This window comes from Bacteroidales bacterium (assembly GCA_012517825.1).
GTDB lineage: Bacteria > Bacteroidota > Bacteroidia > Bacteroidales > JAAYUG01 > JAAYUG01.
On the sequence record JAAYUG010000035.1, the window covers coordinates 1 to 16,337 of the forward strand.

The following is a 16,337-nucleotide window of genomic DNA, read 5'->3' on the forward strand; positions in this document are numbered from 1 at the left end:
TCTTCAGGAGTTTACTACCTGGCAGCTTATACATCTTTTATGCGAAGTCTTCCCCTTTCTTATATTGCATTCAAACCCCTGTTTATTTCCGCTCTGACGGATGACAATTTTACTGAATTCCAGGTGAGGGAGATTGTTGCATCAGAAGCGGAAGGCATAGTTCCGGAAGCTGGTAATTCACCTCGGGCCTCTGAAAAGACTGCAGTGAGAGGAACAACTGATATACATAAAGAAGCCTCTTCCATCGTCAACCTTTTTACGGAGAAGGACAGCATCGTTACCCGTGGATCACTGAGGGTACGGATCAATCCCGGAACCCTGCACCCAGGCGAAACTGCAAGAGTGTCAGTACGTATCGTTCGGAAGGTTCCTTTTTCGTTCATTCTTTCCGAAGGCACGAACAGTGCTGATATTGATTCTTCTGCGCAGGAAGTGGCTGAGGTTAAACTACCCCTGATCGGAGAACAGATACCGCCTGCATCTGCCGCACAGAGCACTGCCTGCAGGTATGTAACGGAGAATGAAGGATATTTGCTGAGCGGCACGGTGTCGAATCCGGTTACCGCTACCCCGCTCCGCAGCAAGCTGGTAACATTAACAGTGCCCGACAGTGTTCCATTCCTGGATTATTCCTTTACCGACTCCTCCGGAAGATTCTGTTTTGTGCTTTCTCCTGTCCTTGACAACCGGTCTCTATGTCTTCAGATGCTCGATGGTGATACCGTGCGGGAAAATATAAACTGGCAGATTGACAGCAAATGTTTACCGGTTGCTTCGGGCAAGGCAATGACAATTCGCTGGAACCAGGAACAAATCAAAGCCTGGGACGAAATCAGGTCTGTTGGACTTATCAACCTGGTCTATGCCCTGGATTCAGTGCCTGAGCATGAAAAAGTTACCTTACCCTTAAACAGGCCATTTTATTATACGGCCGACCGGAGAGTTGTTCCTGCCGACTTTTCTCCCCTTGACAATTTCAGAGAAGTGGCTGAGAATCTTCTTCTTTCTGTGCGCTACCGGAAAAAGGACGAAAATTATTTCATCCGGATACTGGAACCTGGCAGGCAGTCGTTCTGGCCTCCCGACCGCCGGATCCTTCTGAACGGGGTTTTCTATGATGACCTTGCTTCCCTTGCTGGCAAAGGTTCAAAGCAAATCCGTTACATCGACATTGTTAACCGCAGGCTGTTGTTTGGTGATCTTACGTTTAACGGGCTGCTGAGCCTGGTTACAACAGACGGAGAAATTCCTCCGTCATATCTTGCAAGACATGCATGCACGCTGGAAAACAAAGTCTATCTTCCCGGAAGGAGTTTCAATACGAGCAACGTTCCTGCATATCCCCTTCCGGACTTCCGGCTGGGATTGTATTGGAATCCCGATATCAGGATACATTCCGATAATGCGGAAGAATGGGTTGTACATGCTTCTGATATACCCGGTGCCTATCGGATCGAAGTCTGCGGCATTACATCATCGGGACGGAGAGTGGAAGTGTTTAAGGACATTGTCGTTCTGGAAAATGGAAGTCAACATGCTGAAAAATAATCTTCATTCAGATGAAAGCATGAAATGGTGCCGTATAATGGCAACATGTTTTTTGATCTGCATTCTTGGTACGCCTTATACTTCGGGGCAGGAGAGGAACTGTGCCTGCAGTGACAGCGCTTCCTTCGCTGCTGCCGTAAAGGAGAAACTCGTTGCGCATGCTTTCTGGTTTCCTTATGGCATGGATACCATGCAGTATTTCTCATACTGGATGCCGGGCGATATTCTTCTTGAAAGCGGCAAGGTGGTGAGGAATGAAAGCATACGGTACCACGGAATTATGGATGCACTTTTATGGTTCCGGTCATCGGACCATCAGACGGCTGTTATTGAGAAGGAACAGGTTGCAGGGTTCAATCTTTACAAAAAGGATGGATCCCTGTATGCCCGTTTCAGGAAAATGCGTCTGCGCAAGGAATTATCTTCCGATTCAGCTGATTTTTTCCTGCAGGTACTTACTGAAGGGCCTGTCAGCTTATATAAACTGAACAGGGTGGAACTTGTCCGGAATACAGGACGTATGGAAAAAAGTCCCAGGTATTATTTGTTATACAAGGATGAAATGAGCCTTTTCAGACCGGCCAGGCGCAACCTTCTCGACCGAATGGGAGAAGAAAAAGAACAGATGCGCCTCCTTCTCCGCAGAAACCATTTGTGGGTTTCTCAGGAGGAAAAGCTGATCAGGGCGCTGAACCTTTTTAATTCTGCAGTTGCCAAAAGCCAACCTTGATTTTCATTTCTGACCTGCTGAATCCGGGGTCGCGGAATTTTTCCTGACGCAACATTTCCGCGAAACAGTAACTACATAATTTTCTACGTATTTGTTATACCAGAGATATCCTGCACACAGGTCATCATGAATACCAATAACTCGTATATTATATTTTGATTTCCAGTATTTTGCCATGTCAGCAGACGGATTGTACCCGGTGTAAAAATACTTCAGTGTGCCTTTCTCAAGGTCAGCTGAGAATTTATCAAAAGCTTCTTTTTCGTTTTTCAACCGGCAATAATCGTTGCGTATTTTGTTTTCTCTGTAGCCTGAGCAGGAAAACAAAATAAACATGATGGCGACACTGGTAATGTGTCTCAGGAAAGAATTCATGAAAATCTGGAATAAATCAGTTTTATTTTCCTTCAAGAAGCCTGCCAATCTCTTCCATTTTCTTTTCCCGGGCCAGGTCGGCCGGAGTTTTGCCCTCGTTGTTCCTGATGGAAGGATCAGCGCCCTTTTCCAGCAGCATCTGTACAATGCGTGCGTGTCCATTAGCAGCAGCAAGATGAAGAGGAGTATTGCCATCTCCCTGCCTGGCATTTACATTGGCTCCCCGTTCGGCCAGCAGGGAGGCTACGTCACCGAATCCGGCTGCAACTGCTGAATGCAATGGTGTAACTTTGCTGTCATTTTTCGAGACGGCATTTATGTCCGATCCCTTTGTTACAAGATATTTGGCTACTTCGTAATGTCCGAACCAGGCCGCAAAATGCAATGCTGTGTAACCATCAGGTGAAAATTCAATCAGGTTGATTTTGTTTTTGGTAACATTTCTCTCAACTTCTCTCAATACTCCGGTAGCTGAGGCTTCAAAAATATCAAGATGCCGTTTGCGCACCACCAGTATTTCCAGAAGTTTGGAATAACGGTGGTAGGCAGCAAGCATCACCATGGAAATGCCTTCCGGGGTTACCGAATGAATCAAGGTTGGATTCTCATCCAGCATTTCTTTTACAGCCAGCATATTGTTGGCTTTGATGGCTTCGGCAAAGGAGGTGAACTTTTGCATATTCGTTGTGATTTATGTTCGTCTTGCAACTTTTTCCGCAATAAAATTAATGATTTTCTTCAGGATTTTACTGAACCGGTTAATTTGAGGAACCATTCCGTTTCCGATTGTTTCAAGCTGGCTGATGAAAACAGCCGGATCTATTTCCTGCTGGGCAGGATAGATCACAGCTACATCATACGGCTGTGCATCTTTGAAAAACTTTTTGTACAGGTTTTCCAGGGCTGAATGGTATGAAATACTTCCCGGACGGGCATTGAGCAGAATGAGCAGGTCATTCGGCATCAGCATATTATGTATCTGCTCGTAGTCTGGATATCCCGAAATTGGAAAAGTGTGGTATTCGATTGCCGGTCTGGCTTCTTTTAAAAAGCTTTCGGTCTTCAAAATTGCGTTGGTGGCTCCGGAAAAAATCATTGGCCTGTGAATGTTCAGGGCCAAATGGTATAGAGTGCCAAGCGCTTCCTCAAACCCGCTTTCAAATTCAGCAAAAGGAGGAAAAACAATGATCATTCTCCCTTTCAGAGAAAGGTACCGGATAAGACGGGTAATAACAACCATTCGTTCTGTTCCTGAAAGAACATTGTCCCGCAGTTTTCCAAACAAAAAATCAGTACCGGTACTGCCGCTCCATCCCATGATGATTTTCGATATCATTAATTCATTTACGCTACGCAGAATGGCCTGGGAAATGTTGACATCCACCAGCGTGACGGGATGTACCATTTCCCGTTCTAAGCCTAAGTTCACAACTGTATGGTATACCGTCTGAAAATTCCGCTGGATGCGACCTGACGAAATATCTTCGTCGGTTCCGACAGCCAGAAAAAAAACCGGATCGTTACTGGCAGGATCTTTCATTAAACAGGCAAGTTCTGTGAGCGAAGGGATTGTTTCGGGGTTTGATACAGGAACCAGGATTCTTTCAGGTATTGATCGTACCGGAGTTTCTGCTATAGGTTCCGTCAGAGCCAATTTCTTTCCGTACTTTTCTGTAACAAATGAACTGACCAGACAACTTCCAAGTATGAAAATGAGGGTGCCGTTAAGAACTTCTTCGTTGATCAATTCCAGGCGGTAGCCAACCAGAAGAACGGCCAGAATGGCGGCGGCATGAGATGAACTCAGGCCAAACATCAGGTTTCGCTGAAGGCTTGTCATCCTGAACACTATCTGACAAGCCCAGGCAGCCAGAAATTTCGTTAAAATCCCAATCGAAAGCAGAATCAATCCCATCTGAAAGGAAGCGAATGATCCGAAAATTTTTACAGGATCAATGATCATACCTATGCTCAGAAGAAAAAACGGTATGAACAAGGCATGTCCAAAGAATGCCAGCCTGTTCATTAACTGCGATGAAGCAGGTATGATCCTGTTCAGAGCCAGCCCGCTCAGAAAGGCCCCGATTATAGGCTCTATGCCAAAAAGCTGGCTTGCAAATGACGATAAAAAGGCAATGGTTAAAACAAACACGAACTGGTTCTGACTGTCTCCTTTATTTGCTTTGAAAAACCAGCGGCCTAAACGGGGAATGCCCCAGAGTGTAAGAACGATAAGAAGAACCAGGGCAATACTGACTCCGTAAATTCCCAGACCGCTCTTTTGGCCCACCAGATTCGACAGATAGGACAGAACCATCAGAACGGCAGTATCAGTTATGATAGTTGCGCCAATGGTGATGGTTACTGCTGTGTTCTTATTTATTCCGAGCCTTCGGACAATAGGATATGACAGCAGGGTATGTGTAGAAAAACTGGAAGCAATCAGAAGTGAACTCAGAAGGTTATAATCAAGAATATGGTGAAATATGTAAAAACCAGTAGCAAAAGGAATGGCAAAAGTGAACAAACCAAACGTGGCGGTCTGAAGAAGGTGTTTTTTAAATCCAGTGAAGTCCAGTTCCAGGCCCATCAGAAACAAGAGGTATATAAGCCCGACCGACCCAAAAACTTTGAAATTAACATCATTGGCGAGAAGATTCAGACCGTGAGGACCAACCAACATGCCGGCCAGTATCAGTCCAATGATACCGGGTATCTTGATTTTTCTGAATAGTAAAGGTGTGACCAGAACTATCAGCAGGGTGAGCAGAAAGATCTGCACCGGGTCTGACAAAGGGAAAGTAATATGAAACCACCCATGCATATGCCCGTTTTTCATTCCTCAAATTTGTAAAAATATTGGGTATGAACCAACACATACAGGATGCAAAAAAAAAATTGCATATTTGCCCAATTTCTTGATTACATGGAGACTGATTACGCCATTTGGTATTTCATTTCTTTTACGGTAGTCATTTTGGCCCTGCTCCTCCTGGATCTTACTGTAATTGGCAGAAAGAGCCATGTGATTTCCTTCAGGGAATCGCTTCGCTGGACAGCTGTTTGGGTATCACTGGCCCTGGCTTTTTACTTCTTTCTGCTGTTTCATGCCGAGAAACTTCATGGCATCCAGTCCATGGAACACCTCCTTGCCGTTGCTCGTCAGTATGCCCCTTCTTTAAAACTGCCTGAAAACGATTTCGCGGCAGCACTGACAGCCTACAGAAAAAATCTTGCCCTGGAATACATAACCGGTTATCTGATCGAATATTCCCTGTCGATCGACAACATTTTTGTCATCATGATGATTCTGTCTTCCTTTTCTGTAAGGGAAAAGTACTATAAAAAGGTTCTTTTCTGGGGAATTCTCGGGGCGATTTTCTTACGGGCTGTTTTTATTTTCGTCGGTTCGGCTCTGATTCAGCATTTTGAATGGATTCTTTATCTTTTCGGCGCCTTTCTGGTCTATTCAGGAATCAAAGTTTTTTTGGAACGCAACAGGGAGGAGAAGACTGAACCCCAGAATCACTGGCTTGTTCGATGGTTCTCCTCTCACTTCCGGGTGATTAAACGGTATGTTCAGGGGAATTTCTTCGTCCGGAAAGAAACCAAACTTTATATCACCCCGTTGTTCGTCGTTTTGATTCTGATTGAATTCACCGACCTGATCTTTGCCTTTGATTCCATTCCGGCTGTTTTTGCTGTTACCCGTGATCCGTTTATCGTCTTTTTTTCCAATATCTTTGCCATTATCGGACTTCGCTCCCTGTTTTTCCTGCTTTCGCGCATTGTCAGTATGTTCCACTATCTGAAGGTCGGGATTGCTGTTCTCCTTTGCTTTGTGGGATTTAAGCTGTTGTTCCACACCTGGCTGGAACATATCGGTTTCCGTACGGAATATTCCCTGCTGTTCATTGTTACTGTCCTCCTGCTGAGTGTCCTGTTTTCTGTCCTTTTCCCTGAGTCAGAAAAAGCGAAACATTAATTCACAACCGTCTCCTGGGATTTGAAAAACACAATCCATTTTATCGACAGGGGTTACTGCGCATGGAATACGTGACAATTTTTCCCTATCTTGCATCCGTATTTTGGATCAACCAACGTAAAAAGATGCACTGATATGAAAAAAGTTCTTTTCTTCCTGGTCTTAATCTTTCCTGTTGTTGCTTGTCACCAGCCGGGCGAAACCAGGAGTCCGGAAGCCTCTTACCAGGCCTTGCAGAATCATCTTGCTACCGGGTGGAATACCTGGGATACATACAGTTGCCTTACCCATGTTCTGTTGCCGCAGGGATTGGGCATCCAGGTACAATTTGCAACTTCCGATGGCAAATATCGGCTCAGGGAAGGATACATCAGCAGAGACTATGACGATATAGGAGTGGCCGGAATCATTCCCGGTGCCCATGCTTATGATGGTTCTTATACGGATCTGAGTTTAAACTGGAAGGGGATGCATCTGAGAGTTCAGAGTGCATGGTCGCCCAGGGGCAATATCATCTTCATCAAACCTTTGGATCCCTCTTCAGGAAATGTAATTGTAAATGCAGGAATGTGGTGGCAGCGAAGCGGAAAACTGAAGCCGACTTCGTCCGGCTTTATAGCCGAAATGCCGAATGATACCATCCCGGTTTATATTTTTCCGCTTGACGGCAAAATGCTGGGAAGCATGGCAGATAGTATGTACAGAAAGGAATATTCCCTTGGCAATGGTTTACTTGTTGTAGCTGGTGATTCCCTTTCCCCTGAACTGGCCATTCAGTTGGTCAGGCAACGGGCCGATTCGCTGGAAAAGGCAAAAATGAAATACGCCAGGCACCGCGAGGTCTATGATGCCATGCAGACTGTACTTGCCTGGAATGTTATTTACGAGCCTGTGCACAACAGGGTAATAGCCCCGGTGAGCCGCATATGGAACAAGTGGTGGGGTGGTTATGTTCTTTTTTGCTGGGACAGTTATTTTGCCTCCTATATGCTGGCCGCCGAAAACAAGGAACTTGCCTATGCTATGGCAGCTGAAATCACTAATGAAATAACTCCGGAAGGGTTTGTTCCCAATTTCGGGGCAGCCCGTAACTATTCAAGCAGGGACCGTTCCCAACCCCCTGTTGGTTCAATGATGGTTCGGGAAATTTACAGAAAATACAGGGAAAAATGGTTTCCAGCCCTGCTCTACGACAAACTGCTGATGTGGAACCGCTGGTGGCCCGAAAACCGTCAGTACAACGGACTGCTTTGCTGGGGTTCCAATCCCTATACTCCCGGAGAATCTGAAAAACCTGTAGGAGTGAACAGCCTGCTGGGAGCTGCTCTTGAATCCGGACTTGACAATTCTCCTATGTACGATAATATGCCCTTTGATACCGTGCGGCATATCATGCTCCTGGCTGATGTCGGCCTCACCTCACTGTACATTGCCGACTGTGAAGCACTGGCTGATCTGGCACTTCAGCTGGGCCGCAAAAAGGACGCACAGGAACTTACGGAACGTGCCGCCTTTTTCCGCAGAAATATGGAAAAGCTTTGGGATGAGCAGACGGGACTTTACCTGAATATGCGCCTTGACAGCGGCTCCTTTACACGACGACTTTCTCCCACACATTTTTATCCTCTTATTGCACGCATTCCGGATCAGAAAAGGGCAGAAAGAATGATCAGGGAGCATTTTTATAACCCCGATGAATTCTGGGGAACCTATATTCTTCCTTCGATTGCCAGGAACGATCCTGCTTTTTATGACAACAACTACTGGCGGGGACGCATCTGGGCACCAATGAATTTTCTGGTATATCTCGGACTGAGGAACTATGATCTGTCTGTCGTAAGGCATGATCTGAGCCAAAAATCCGCAGACCTTTTGCTGAAAGGATGGAGAGAAAAACGACAGGTCTATGAAAACTACAATTCGGTTACCGGACAGGGAAACGATGTAACAAGCAGTGACTGGTTCTACCATTGGGGCGGACTGTTGGGAGTGATTTCGCTTATTGAGGATGGTTTTTTACCGGCTCCCGAAAAACCCCTGTAATTTCCATTCTATGGTGCCGTATCTGAGGTATTCACTGAAAGCTCTGAGCACCATTTACCGGAGCAGGCAATACCTGTCGTTCCGCCATCCTCTTCCTGCCGAAGCATGTCAGAATGCAGCACAGAATTATCTGCAGGGCAACCGCAGAAAACAATACCTGTATTCTCTTTTTCTCTATGGAAGCGCCTGGGCTGTTCTCCGGAACAAACCCCTTACCGGAACCGAAAAGGAACGTTTGGCTCTGCTGAGCATTGTTGCTCCTCTCTTTGATGACTTATACGATGCCTATTATCTGTATCCTGACCTGATTGAATCATTGGTGCTGGACCCCGGTGGAAACGAAACGGAATCTGACAACACTTTGCTGCAATGTTTCAGGGATGTTCTCCTCTGCTTATACAAATCTCTGCAATCGTTGCAGGCTTCTTTCAGACATCTTGTTCTTCAGCTTATGCGGGCGCAGGAGAAAAGCAGAAATCTTCTCTGGCCTGCATCAGCTTCCGATATCGAATCCCTTACGAGAGAAAAAGGAGGGCTGGCCGCTGTTCTTATCCGCACCATGCTTGACAATCCGGTGACCCGGGAAGAATACCAGGTCGCCCTGTCACTCGGGTTTCTTGCCCAGCTGATGGATGATCTGTTTGACCTTACGTACGACCGCGTCGATGGAAGGGCAACCGGTGCCTGCCTGTTTCAGAATGCAGAGGAAGCCGGGAGGTTTTTCCTCGAAACGGAAAAACACTGGTTCACCCAATGCACCGAAATGCCTTTTCCTGGCGAAAGGATTCAGCAATTTGCGCGTTATACGCATCTGCTGCTTTCCCCTGTTTTTGTATGCCTTGATCATTATGAGCAATACACCAACCGGACGGGGATCAATCTTTTCAACAGGGAATTGCAAAGCCCTGTTCTGGTATGCGACATGGAAAAATGGTCCAGCCGTTTTCACCTTCTGCTTCTGGCATATCGGAACAGCAGGTTGGTCTTTTCATCCGGAAATGTTGCATAAGAATTTTTCTCATGCCATGATCAGGTTAAAATAATATTAATCTTTTTTGTTTTATTTGTAACAGGAATAGGATGTGAATACGTATAAAACAGGAAAGCATTTGAATATTAACTTTTCTTTCCTGTTGAATGATAAAGACGATGATCCGGAAATATTTTCTGTTATTTTTCTCTCTGTTTTTCCTGGCAGGAAGCCTGGCGGGCCAGACGGTTAACCACTGGGAAACGGCAGTTTTTGCAGGCGATACTTTTACTTACAGGGTGAATACTTCCATGCCGCCTTCAGAATGGTTTCAGCCCGGGTTTGATGATTCCGGCTGGGCAAAGGGCAGAGGAGGTTTCGGGTACGGAGACAATGACGATACTACCCTGGTTGATGCCTGTATTTCTGTCTCAGTAAGAAAATTTTTTCAGGTACCTTCCAAAAATGCAATCCTTTCAGCCCTTTTGCATGTCGATTATGACGATGGTTTTATTGCCTGGCTGAACGGAGTTGAAATTGCCCGCTCATCAAATCTTTCCGATAGCATACAGTGGGATACTCCGGCTTCCCCTGATCATGAAGCCCAGATGTATCAGGGTGGAACTCCCGAACCTTTTTACATTTCAGCCGACCGGTTGAGCACTATCCTGGTTCAGGGAGAAAATACCCTGGCCATCGAAGTGCATAATGCAGGCTTAACTTCTTCCGATTTAAGCCTCATTCCTTTTCTTTCTTTCGGAATTGCCAATACTTCCGTTTTTTTCCGTACTCCTCCATCCTGGTTTTCACCTCCTCCTGATCAAAACTTTTCCAGCAATCTGCCCATAATCATTATTAACACCAATGGCCAGACAATTGCTAAAGACAGAGAGATTGTTGCCGCCATGAAGATTGTTGACAATCCGTCAGGTCGTAATTCCTTGCTGGATACACAGTATTCATACAACGGACCTATCCATATTGAATACCACGGGCAATCATCCTATTATTTTGACTGGCCAAAGAAAAGCTATAACATTGAACTGATTGATGCTTCAGAAAAAGAAATTGACGCACCCTTGCTGGGAATGCCTCCGGGAAATGATTGGGACTTGTATGGTCCATACAATGACAAGACCTTGATGCGCAACGCCTTATGTTATGATCTTGCCCGCCGGTTCGGGCGGTATGCTCCCCGTACTGCTTTCTGTGAGGTAGTGCTGAACGGCGAATACATTGGTTTGTTTGTGCTCATCGAGAAAATCCGCCGCGATAAGAATCGTGTCAATATTGCCAAACTTGATTCAACGGATATTCAGGGAGATGACCTCACCGGCGGATATATTGTTAAAATTGACAAAGGGGAAGGCTACGAATATGCCTGGACTTCTCCTTACCTTGCTCCAACTGGTAAGCAGGTCAGTTTTTTGTGGCACTATCCGAAATATTATAAGATTTTACAGGTACAAAAAGACTATATCCGGAATTATATAACCTCTTTTGAAACGGCTCTTAAATCGCCTGACTGGAATAATGCAGTAACTGGCTATTACCGGTATATTGATCTGCAGTCGTTTGTAGATTATTTCCTTTTCAGCGAGCTGACCAAAAATGTGGATGCATACCGCATCAGTGCCTATGTTCACAAAGACAAGGACAGCAAGGGAGGAAAGCTGGTAATGGGGCCGACCTGGGATAATGATCTTACTTTTGGAAACGCGAACTACTACCACGGATGGGAAACATATGGCTGGGTCATCAATTCCATTGATCCCGGCGACTATTTTCCGGTTCCCTTTTGGTGGTCCCGGTTTCTGCTCGATAGCAAATTTACCTCAGCAGCAAGGTGTCGCTGGGAGGAGTTGAGGAAACGTTTTCTGCATACCGATAGCATTTATGTAGTAATCGACCGTTTCAGCGAGCTGACTTCTGAGGCCAGAATCAGAAATTTTGAGAAATATCCGGTTTTTGGCCAGTGGGTCTGGCCCAATTACTATGTGGGAAATACCTACTCAGGTGAAATTGTCTACATGAAAGAATTTATTGCTGACAGGGCAAGATGGATGGATAATAATCTCCCTGGCACGTGCGGCACTTCTTCGGATGATACTTCTGTAATCACTATTCCAGAGATTGATGTCTATCCCAATCCGTTTACTGATGAATTCAGCGTTGTTCTGCGGCCTGAAAAACGAGTATTTGCCACCGTTCAGGTGGTTGATATTACCGGGCGTCAGATGCTCTCTGTGGTCAATACCACGGCTGATCAGGGTCTGGCCTTGTTGCGTTTCAACGGGGCCACCTTACCTCCGGGAATGTATTTTATAAGGGTTTTTCTCGACAACGAAGTTTTATACTGTGATTAAAGTAATCAAGCAGAAGAAATAGTCTGACTTTTTAATTGCAACCATGGAGAAACACTTACAGCATGATTTTTCACTGAAAAAGGCAGAATCATGGGGATCCCGTGTTGGCCTGGTACTGGCCATGGCAGGCAATGCCGTCGGTTTCGGCAACTTCCTCCGGTTTCCGGTTCAGGCTGTACAGAACGGAGGCGGAGCCTTTATTATTCCGTATCTGGTATGCCTGGTGCTGCTCGGTTTTCCTCTTTTGCTGATTGAATGGTCGGCAGGCAGGTTCGGAGGTCAGTTCGGGCATCATTCCACTCCCTTCATCCTCCGCAGAATGAACAACCGTGCGGTCTGGATGTACATAGGGGTTTTTGGTATTTTCAGCAATGTGGCCATAGCTTCCTATTATTGTTACATGGAGAGCTGGACCATGTCGTATGTTTACCATTCGGTTGCAGGTACGTTTCATGGAATGACGCAAAACCGGGTGGCTGAGTTTTTTAATGATTACCTCGACCTGAACATCTCTACCACCGGAATCCCGTTTGAAGCACTGCTCTTTTTCATTCTCTGCCTGGCCTTGAATACATGGATTCTCAGCAGAGGACTGAGTGGCGGTGTTGAAAAGGCTTCAAAAATTGGCGTTCCACTGTTGATAGTTTTTGGAATATTCCTTGCCATAAAGGGTATTTCCATGAAAGCCGGTCAGCAGGGCGCGGTCAATGATGGAATAACCGGATTGAACTTCCTGTGGACACCCCATTTCGATTCGCTCACCAACCCAAAGGTTTGGCTGGCAGCAGCAGGACAGATCTTTTTTACACTCTCCGTTGGTATGGGCTCTATCCAGTGTTATGCTTCCTATCTTAAGAAGAACGAAGATATTGCTACCAATGCCTTTTCAGCCGGCTTTATGAACGAATTTGTGGAAGTCATCCTGGGAGGCTCTATCATTATACCTATTGCAATCGGATATTTCGGCGTTGACAAGGTTGTGGAACTTACTGGTTTGGGCGGATTGGGACTGGGTTTCCGCACCATGCCTTTCCTTTTCGAAAACTGGGGTCCTGTAATGGCTGCCCTTGCCGGGGTTGCTTTCTTCGGACTGCTTTTTTTTGCAGGCATTACCTCTTCCCTTGCCATGGGAACACCTGTTGTGAGCTTTCTGCGCGATGAATTCGGATGGAAACGCGAATCAGCTGCCCTGGGTTTTGGAATTCTGATCTTTATTCTGGGAATGCCAACTGTTCTGTTTTTCAAGCAGGGGGTATTCGATGAGTACGACTACTGGTCAGGAACGGTTTCTTTGTTTGTCTTCGCTATGTTCGAGTCCATCCTTTTTGCCTGGTTTTTTGGACTTGATAAAGGTTGGGAAGAAATTACCAGGGGATCAGATATCCGCGTTCCGGTTTTCTTCAAATATGTGCTGAAATATGTTACACCGGTTCTTCTGATCGTGGTTTTTGTTGCTTCCCTTATCCGACCAGCCAATGACGATTGGTCGCTGCTTAGTCTGAAAGGATGGCCCCTCCATAACGAAAGTATTATTGCCCAGTTGCGCCATCAGGGTATCGGGCCAAACAAGGAGTATTTCAACAAATTTTACTATGCTGAATTTGACGGAACAATAACAGATATTCTTAAAAAGGACGGTGGTACTTACCTTCGGCTTGAATCGGGAGTAAAGTCGCTGGATTACCGCGTTGGCAGAAATCAGCGTTTGCTGGTAAATAAAGGAGACCGGGTTACTGCCGGTACCCCTCTTGTCGAAGGCAGAATCATAAACAGGGTATTCTATATTGATATGGCAAGGATTCTGCTGTTATCAGTCTTTATTGGAATTGCTGTTCTCGTTTTCTTTGCCTGGAGGAGAAACAAGATAAAATACAATAGTCTATGAATACCTCTGCCCTGATAATGATGCTCTCAGTCTGGCTGCTGGTTTTTGGTTTTACGGCCTACTTTTTTATCCGCGTTCTGATGGGCGACCGCCGCACAAAGAAAAACGGACTGAGCGAAAACACTGATCTTAACTGATCCTGGAAAACAGAAACAAAAAATCCGGTGGGTTGCACCGGATTCTTTGCAAGTGATTTAAAAAAATTACCCCTTGTTGGCACTTCCAAGAACATGTACGATTTTGTGCTTGTAAAGTTCTTTCAATGCTTCACGTGCCGGACCAAGATACTTACGGGGATCAAATTCATCAGGTTTTTCGGCAAATACCTTGCGGATGGCTGCTGTCATGGCAAGACGACCGTCGGAATCGATGTTGATCTTGCAGACTGCTGAAGCGGCAGCCCTGCGCAGCTGATCTTCGGGAACTCCTGCAGTGTTTTCAAGTTTCCCTCCGTATTTGTTGATAATGTCAACAATATCCTGGGGAACAGAAGAAGCTCCGTGTAAAACAATCGGGAATCCGGGGATTCTCTTTTCCACTTCTTCGAGGATGTCAAACCTGAGCGGGGGTACCGTTTCTCCGGGCTTCAGTTTGAATTTGTAAGCACCATGGGAAGTTCCGATGGATATAGCAAGCGAATCGACTCCGGTTTTGCTTACAAAATCTTCTACTTCTTCCGGTTTGGTGTAATGGGTATGTTCCGAAGAAACTTCATCTTCAATACCGGCCAGCACACCAAGTTCCCCTTCAACGGTAACATCATGCTTATGAGCAAATTCAACAACCTGACGGGTCAGTTTAACATTCTCCTCGTAAGGCAGATGGCTGCCGTCAATCATCACCGAAGAGAAACCGGTTTCAATGCACGATTTGCATAATTCAAACGAATCGCCATGATCGAGGTGCAGTACAATCGGAACAGCAAACCCCAGTTCTTTTGCATATTCTACAGCACCCTGGGCCATGTACCGCAACAGGGTCTGGTTGGCATACTGCCGTGCTCCTTTTGAAACCTGCAGAATAACAGGCGATTTGGTTTCAACACAGGCCGATATAATAGCCTGAAGCTGTTCCATGTTGTTGAAATTAAAAGCCGGAATGGCATATCCGCCGGCCATGGCTTTTTTGAACAATTCCCGTGAATTGACGAGTCCAAGTTCTTTGTAATGTATCATAATAAAGACAATTAAATGGTTAACTGACGTGAATTGCAAATGTAATCATAAAATCAATACCTGTTGTTCATATCTTTTTCAACCTGTTGGATTAATTTATTTATTAACCTGTTTGTCAATGCAAAAGCTTTGTACATTTGAATGAAATTTACACAAGATGCCGGAACAATCAGTAACGGTTTGTAAAAAACAGATATCGGATTTGATTTGTTCGGCATTTGGCAGAAAAAATATTTTCAGGAAACGGCAAAACCCGGATGGTAAAATTGACTGAAAACCGGCACACATTTCTTTCCTGCGAGGGAATATGGAAATCAATAGGCTACTATACGGGTGCTGACGGGGAAATTTTTACCATTGAGGGTGAATCCCGCATCAGGAAGGAGAGAAGTGAACTGATTGCTGAAATAAAGTTTTCGGCTATTTCGGGCAATTCAATGATGGTAAGACACAAATTCAAAATTATTCCCGAAGTTAAAAAAGATGATGCACGGTGGCAGACGGCGCTGATATGCGGAATTCAGATGGATGGCAGAATCATGTATATGAATGAGTATATTTTTTTGCTTTACCAGGCTTCCGATTCAGTTTTTTCAGGCGTTGAAAACCTGGAAATGGTCAGCGAAACACATTACAAAAACCACGGTTACGTATTCATGCACGAAAAGAAAATAGCTGCCTGGATTCTCGACTGGCACAGGGTAGGATAAATCAGGCCGTAACTATTCCCCAAGTTCCCCGTATCCTGATGATTGCTTTTGATTGTTTGCTATTCGCTTTAGGCTATTGCTTATCCTGCACCTAAAAATCTCAAGTCACAAATCAAAAATCCCCGAAAATTTCCTATTTCCAATTTCCTGTCCTTGATCACGATATTAAAACCAGAACACGTTAATGGGAAATGGGAAATTGGAAATCGAAAATCCCTGAAACTCTGGAACCCTGAAACTCTGGAACCTTAATACCTTGCCAACCCTCCCCGTTGCCCTTGCTTCACATTGCGCAGTTTTTCATGCGCAATGTGGATTAAGCCCGGATTGCGCATCAGGAGAGCAAGCGGACTGATGCGCAGTGGGCTGGCCTTATGGGATGGCATCCGGGCAAATCCCGCTGGAACGGAGTGGAAGCGGCCGGTTAAGCCCGGATTGCGCATCAGGAGCGAAAGGGAACTGATGCGCAGTGCGGAGGCTTTGCGCGCAGGCATCCGGGCAAATCCCGCTGGAACGGAGTGGAAGCGGCCGGTTAAGCCCGGATTGCGCA

General features: G+C 45.6%; 14 protein-coding genes. 9 read left to right on the plus strand and 5 right to left on the minus strand.

All coding sequences use genetic code 11. The annotated features are described in order from the left end of the window. Window positions 1-39: 39 nt before the first annotated feature. Together GX419_02515 and GX419_02520 are read left to right on the plus strand one after the other, a co-directional pair. Window positions 40-1,548 (plus strand): hypothetical protein, encoded by a 1,509-nt coding sequence (locus GX419_02515; GenBank protein NLI23567.1) that lies wholly within the window; start codon window positions 40-42, stop codon window positions 1,546-1,548. Between the two features lie 37 nt (window positions 1,549-1,585). Then, a complete protein-coding gene (locus GX419_02520) occupies window positions 1,586-2,278 on the plus strand; it encodes a hypothetical protein (GenBank protein NLI23568.1) in 693 nt (230 codons plus the stop codon). A gap of 3 nt (window positions 2,279-2,281) precedes the next feature. On the opposite strand, the gene GX419_02525 is transcribed toward GX419_02520, so the two are convergent. The 3 genes from GX419_02525 to GX419_02535 are packed head-to-tail and all read right to left on the minus strand — an operon-like array spanning window position 2,282 to window position 5,477. Further along, window positions 2,282-2,653: a hypothetical protein gene (locus GX419_02525; GenBank protein NLI23569.1), complete on the minus strand. Its 372-nt coding sequence runs from the start codon at window positions 2,651-2,653 to the stop codon at window positions 2,282-2,284. A gap of 22 nt (window positions 2,654-2,675) precedes the next feature. After that, a complete protein-coding gene (locus GX419_02530) occupies window positions 2,676-3,332 on the minus strand; it encodes an ankyrin repeat domain-containing protein (GenBank protein ID NLI23570.1) in 657 nt (218 codons plus the stop codon). Window positions 3,333-3,344: 12 nt separating this feature from the next. Beyond that, window positions 3,345-5,477 carry a cation:proton antiporter gene (locus GX419_02535; protein NLI23571.1) on the minus strand — a complete coding sequence of 711 codons (2,133 nt, stop codon included), beginning with the start codon at window positions 5,475-5,477 and terminating at the stop codon, window positions 3,345-3,347. Between the two features lie 102 nt (window positions 5,478-5,579). Here GX419_02535 and GX419_02540 point away from each other — a divergent pair, with 102 nt between their 5' ends. The 6 genes from GX419_02540 to GX419_02565 all read left to right on the plus strand — a co-directional run bounded on the left by GX419_02540 (window position 5,580) and on the right by GX419_02565 (window position 14,039). Further along, complete coding sequence (locus tag GX419_02540; GenBank protein NLI23572.1) at window positions 5,580-6,638, plus strand: TerC/Alx family metal homeostasis membrane protein; 1,059 nt, start codon at window positions 5,580-5,582, stop codon at window positions 6,636-6,638. Window positions 6,639-6,773: 135 nt separating this feature from the next. Then, entirely contained in the window at window positions 6,774-8,681 is a 1,908-nt protein-coding gene (locus GX419_02545; GenBank protein NLI23573.1) for a hypothetical protein, read from the plus strand. A 10-nt stretch (window positions 8,682-8,691) separates the two neighbouring features. Further along, the gene (locus GX419_02550; GenBank protein ID NLI23574.1) at window positions 8,692-9,690 is read left to right on the plus strand and encodes a hypothetical protein; all 999 of its coding nucleotides are present in this window, start codon (window positions 8,692-8,694) and stop codon (window positions 9,688-9,690) included. A 140-nt stretch (window positions 9,691-9,830) separates the two neighbouring features. Continuing rightward, the gene (locus GX419_02555) at window positions 9,831-12,017 is read left to right on the plus strand and encodes a T9SS type A sorting domain-containing protein (GenBank protein ID NLI23575.1); all 2,187 of its coding nucleotides are present in this window, start codon (window positions 9,831-9,833) and stop codon (window positions 12,015-12,017) included. A gap of 43 nt (window positions 12,018-12,060) precedes the next feature. Then, window positions 12,061-13,902 (plus strand): sodium-dependent transporter, encoded by a 1,842-nt coding sequence (locus GX419_02560; protein ID NLI23576.1) that lies wholly within the window; start codon window positions 12,061-12,063, stop codon window positions 13,900-13,902. Then, a complete protein-coding gene (locus GX419_02565) occupies window positions 13,899-14,039 on the plus strand; it encodes a hypothetical protein (GenBank protein ID NLI23577.1) in 141 nt (46 codons plus the stop codon). The genes GX419_02560 and GX419_02565 overlap by 4 nt, the downstream gene beginning before the upstream one ends. Before the next feature lie 66 nt (window positions 14,040-14,105). Here the strand turns inward: GX419_02565 and GX419_02570 are convergent, their stop codons facing one another. Next, complete coding sequence (locus GX419_02570; GenBank protein ID NLI23578.1) at window positions 14,106-15,077, minus strand: class II fructose-1,6-bisphosphate aldolase; 972 nt, start codon at window positions 15,075-15,077, stop codon at window positions 14,106-14,108. 257 nt (window positions 15,078-15,334) lie between these two features. Here GX419_02570 and GX419_02575 point away from each other — a divergent pair, with 257 nt between their 5' ends. Beyond that, entirely contained in the window at window positions 15,335-15,787 is a 453-nt protein-coding gene (locus tag GX419_02575; GenBank protein NLI23579.1) for a hypothetical protein, read from the plus strand. Between the two features lie 248 nt (window positions 15,788-16,035). On the opposite strand, the gene GX419_02580 is transcribed toward GX419_02575, so the two are convergent. Further along, the coding region (locus GX419_02580) for a hypothetical protein (GenBank protein NLI23580.1) at window positions 16,036-16,337 on the minus strand (302 nt) is incomplete at its 5' end.

Excerpts from the sequence above, each read along its gene's own strand:
- GX419_02550 (NLI23574.1), top strand. The coding sequence starts at position 8,692 with ATGGTGCCGTATCTGAGGTATTCACTGAAAGCTCTGAGCACCATTTAC.
- GX419_02575 (NLI23579.1), top strand. The coding sequence starts at position 15,335 with ATGGTAAAATTGACTGAAAACCGGCACACATTTCTTTCCTGCGAGGGA.
- GX419_02540 (NLI23572.1), top strand. The coding sequence starts at position 5,580 with ATGGAGACTGATTACGCCATTTGGTATTTCATTTCTTTTACGGTAGTC.
- GX419_02555 (NLI23575.1), top strand. The coding sequence starts at position 9,831 with ATGATCCGGAAATATTTTCTGTTATTTTTCTCTCTGTTTTTCCTGGCA.
- GX419_02515 (NLI23567.1), top strand. The coding sequence starts at position 40 with ATGCGAAGTCTTCCCCTTTCTTATATTGCATTCAAACCCCTGTTTATT.
- GX419_02565 (NLI23577.1), top strand. The coding sequence starts at position 13,899 with ATGAATACCTCTGCCCTGATAATGATGCTCTCAGTCTGGCTGCTGGTT.
- GX419_02560 (NLI23576.1), top strand. The coding sequence starts at position 12,061 with ATGGAGAAACACTTACAGCATGATTTTTCACTGAAAAAGGCAGAATCA.
- GX419_02530 (NLI23570.1), bottom strand. The coding sequence starts at position 3,332 with ATGCAAAAGTTCACCTCCTTTGCCGAAGCCATCAAAGCCAACAATATG.
- GX419_02520 (NLI23568.1), top strand. The coding sequence starts at position 1,586 with ATGGCAACATGTTTTTTGATCTGCATTCTTGGTACGCCTTATACTTCG.
- GX419_02545 (NLI23573.1), top strand. The coding sequence starts at position 6,774 with ATGAAAAAAGTTCTTTTCTTCCTGGTCTTAATCTTTCCTGTTGTTGCT.
- GX419_02570 (NLI23578.1), bottom strand. The coding sequence starts at position 15,077 with ATGATACATTACAAAGAACTTGGACTCGTCAATTCACGGGAATTGTTC.
- GX419_02525 (NLI23569.1), bottom strand. The coding sequence starts at position 2,653 with ATGAATTCTTTCCTGAGACACATTACCAGTGTCGCCATCATGTTTATT.
- GX419_02535 (NLI23571.1), bottom strand. The coding sequence starts at position 5,477 with ATGCATGGGTGGTTTCATATTACTTTCCCTTTGTCAGACCCGGTGCAG.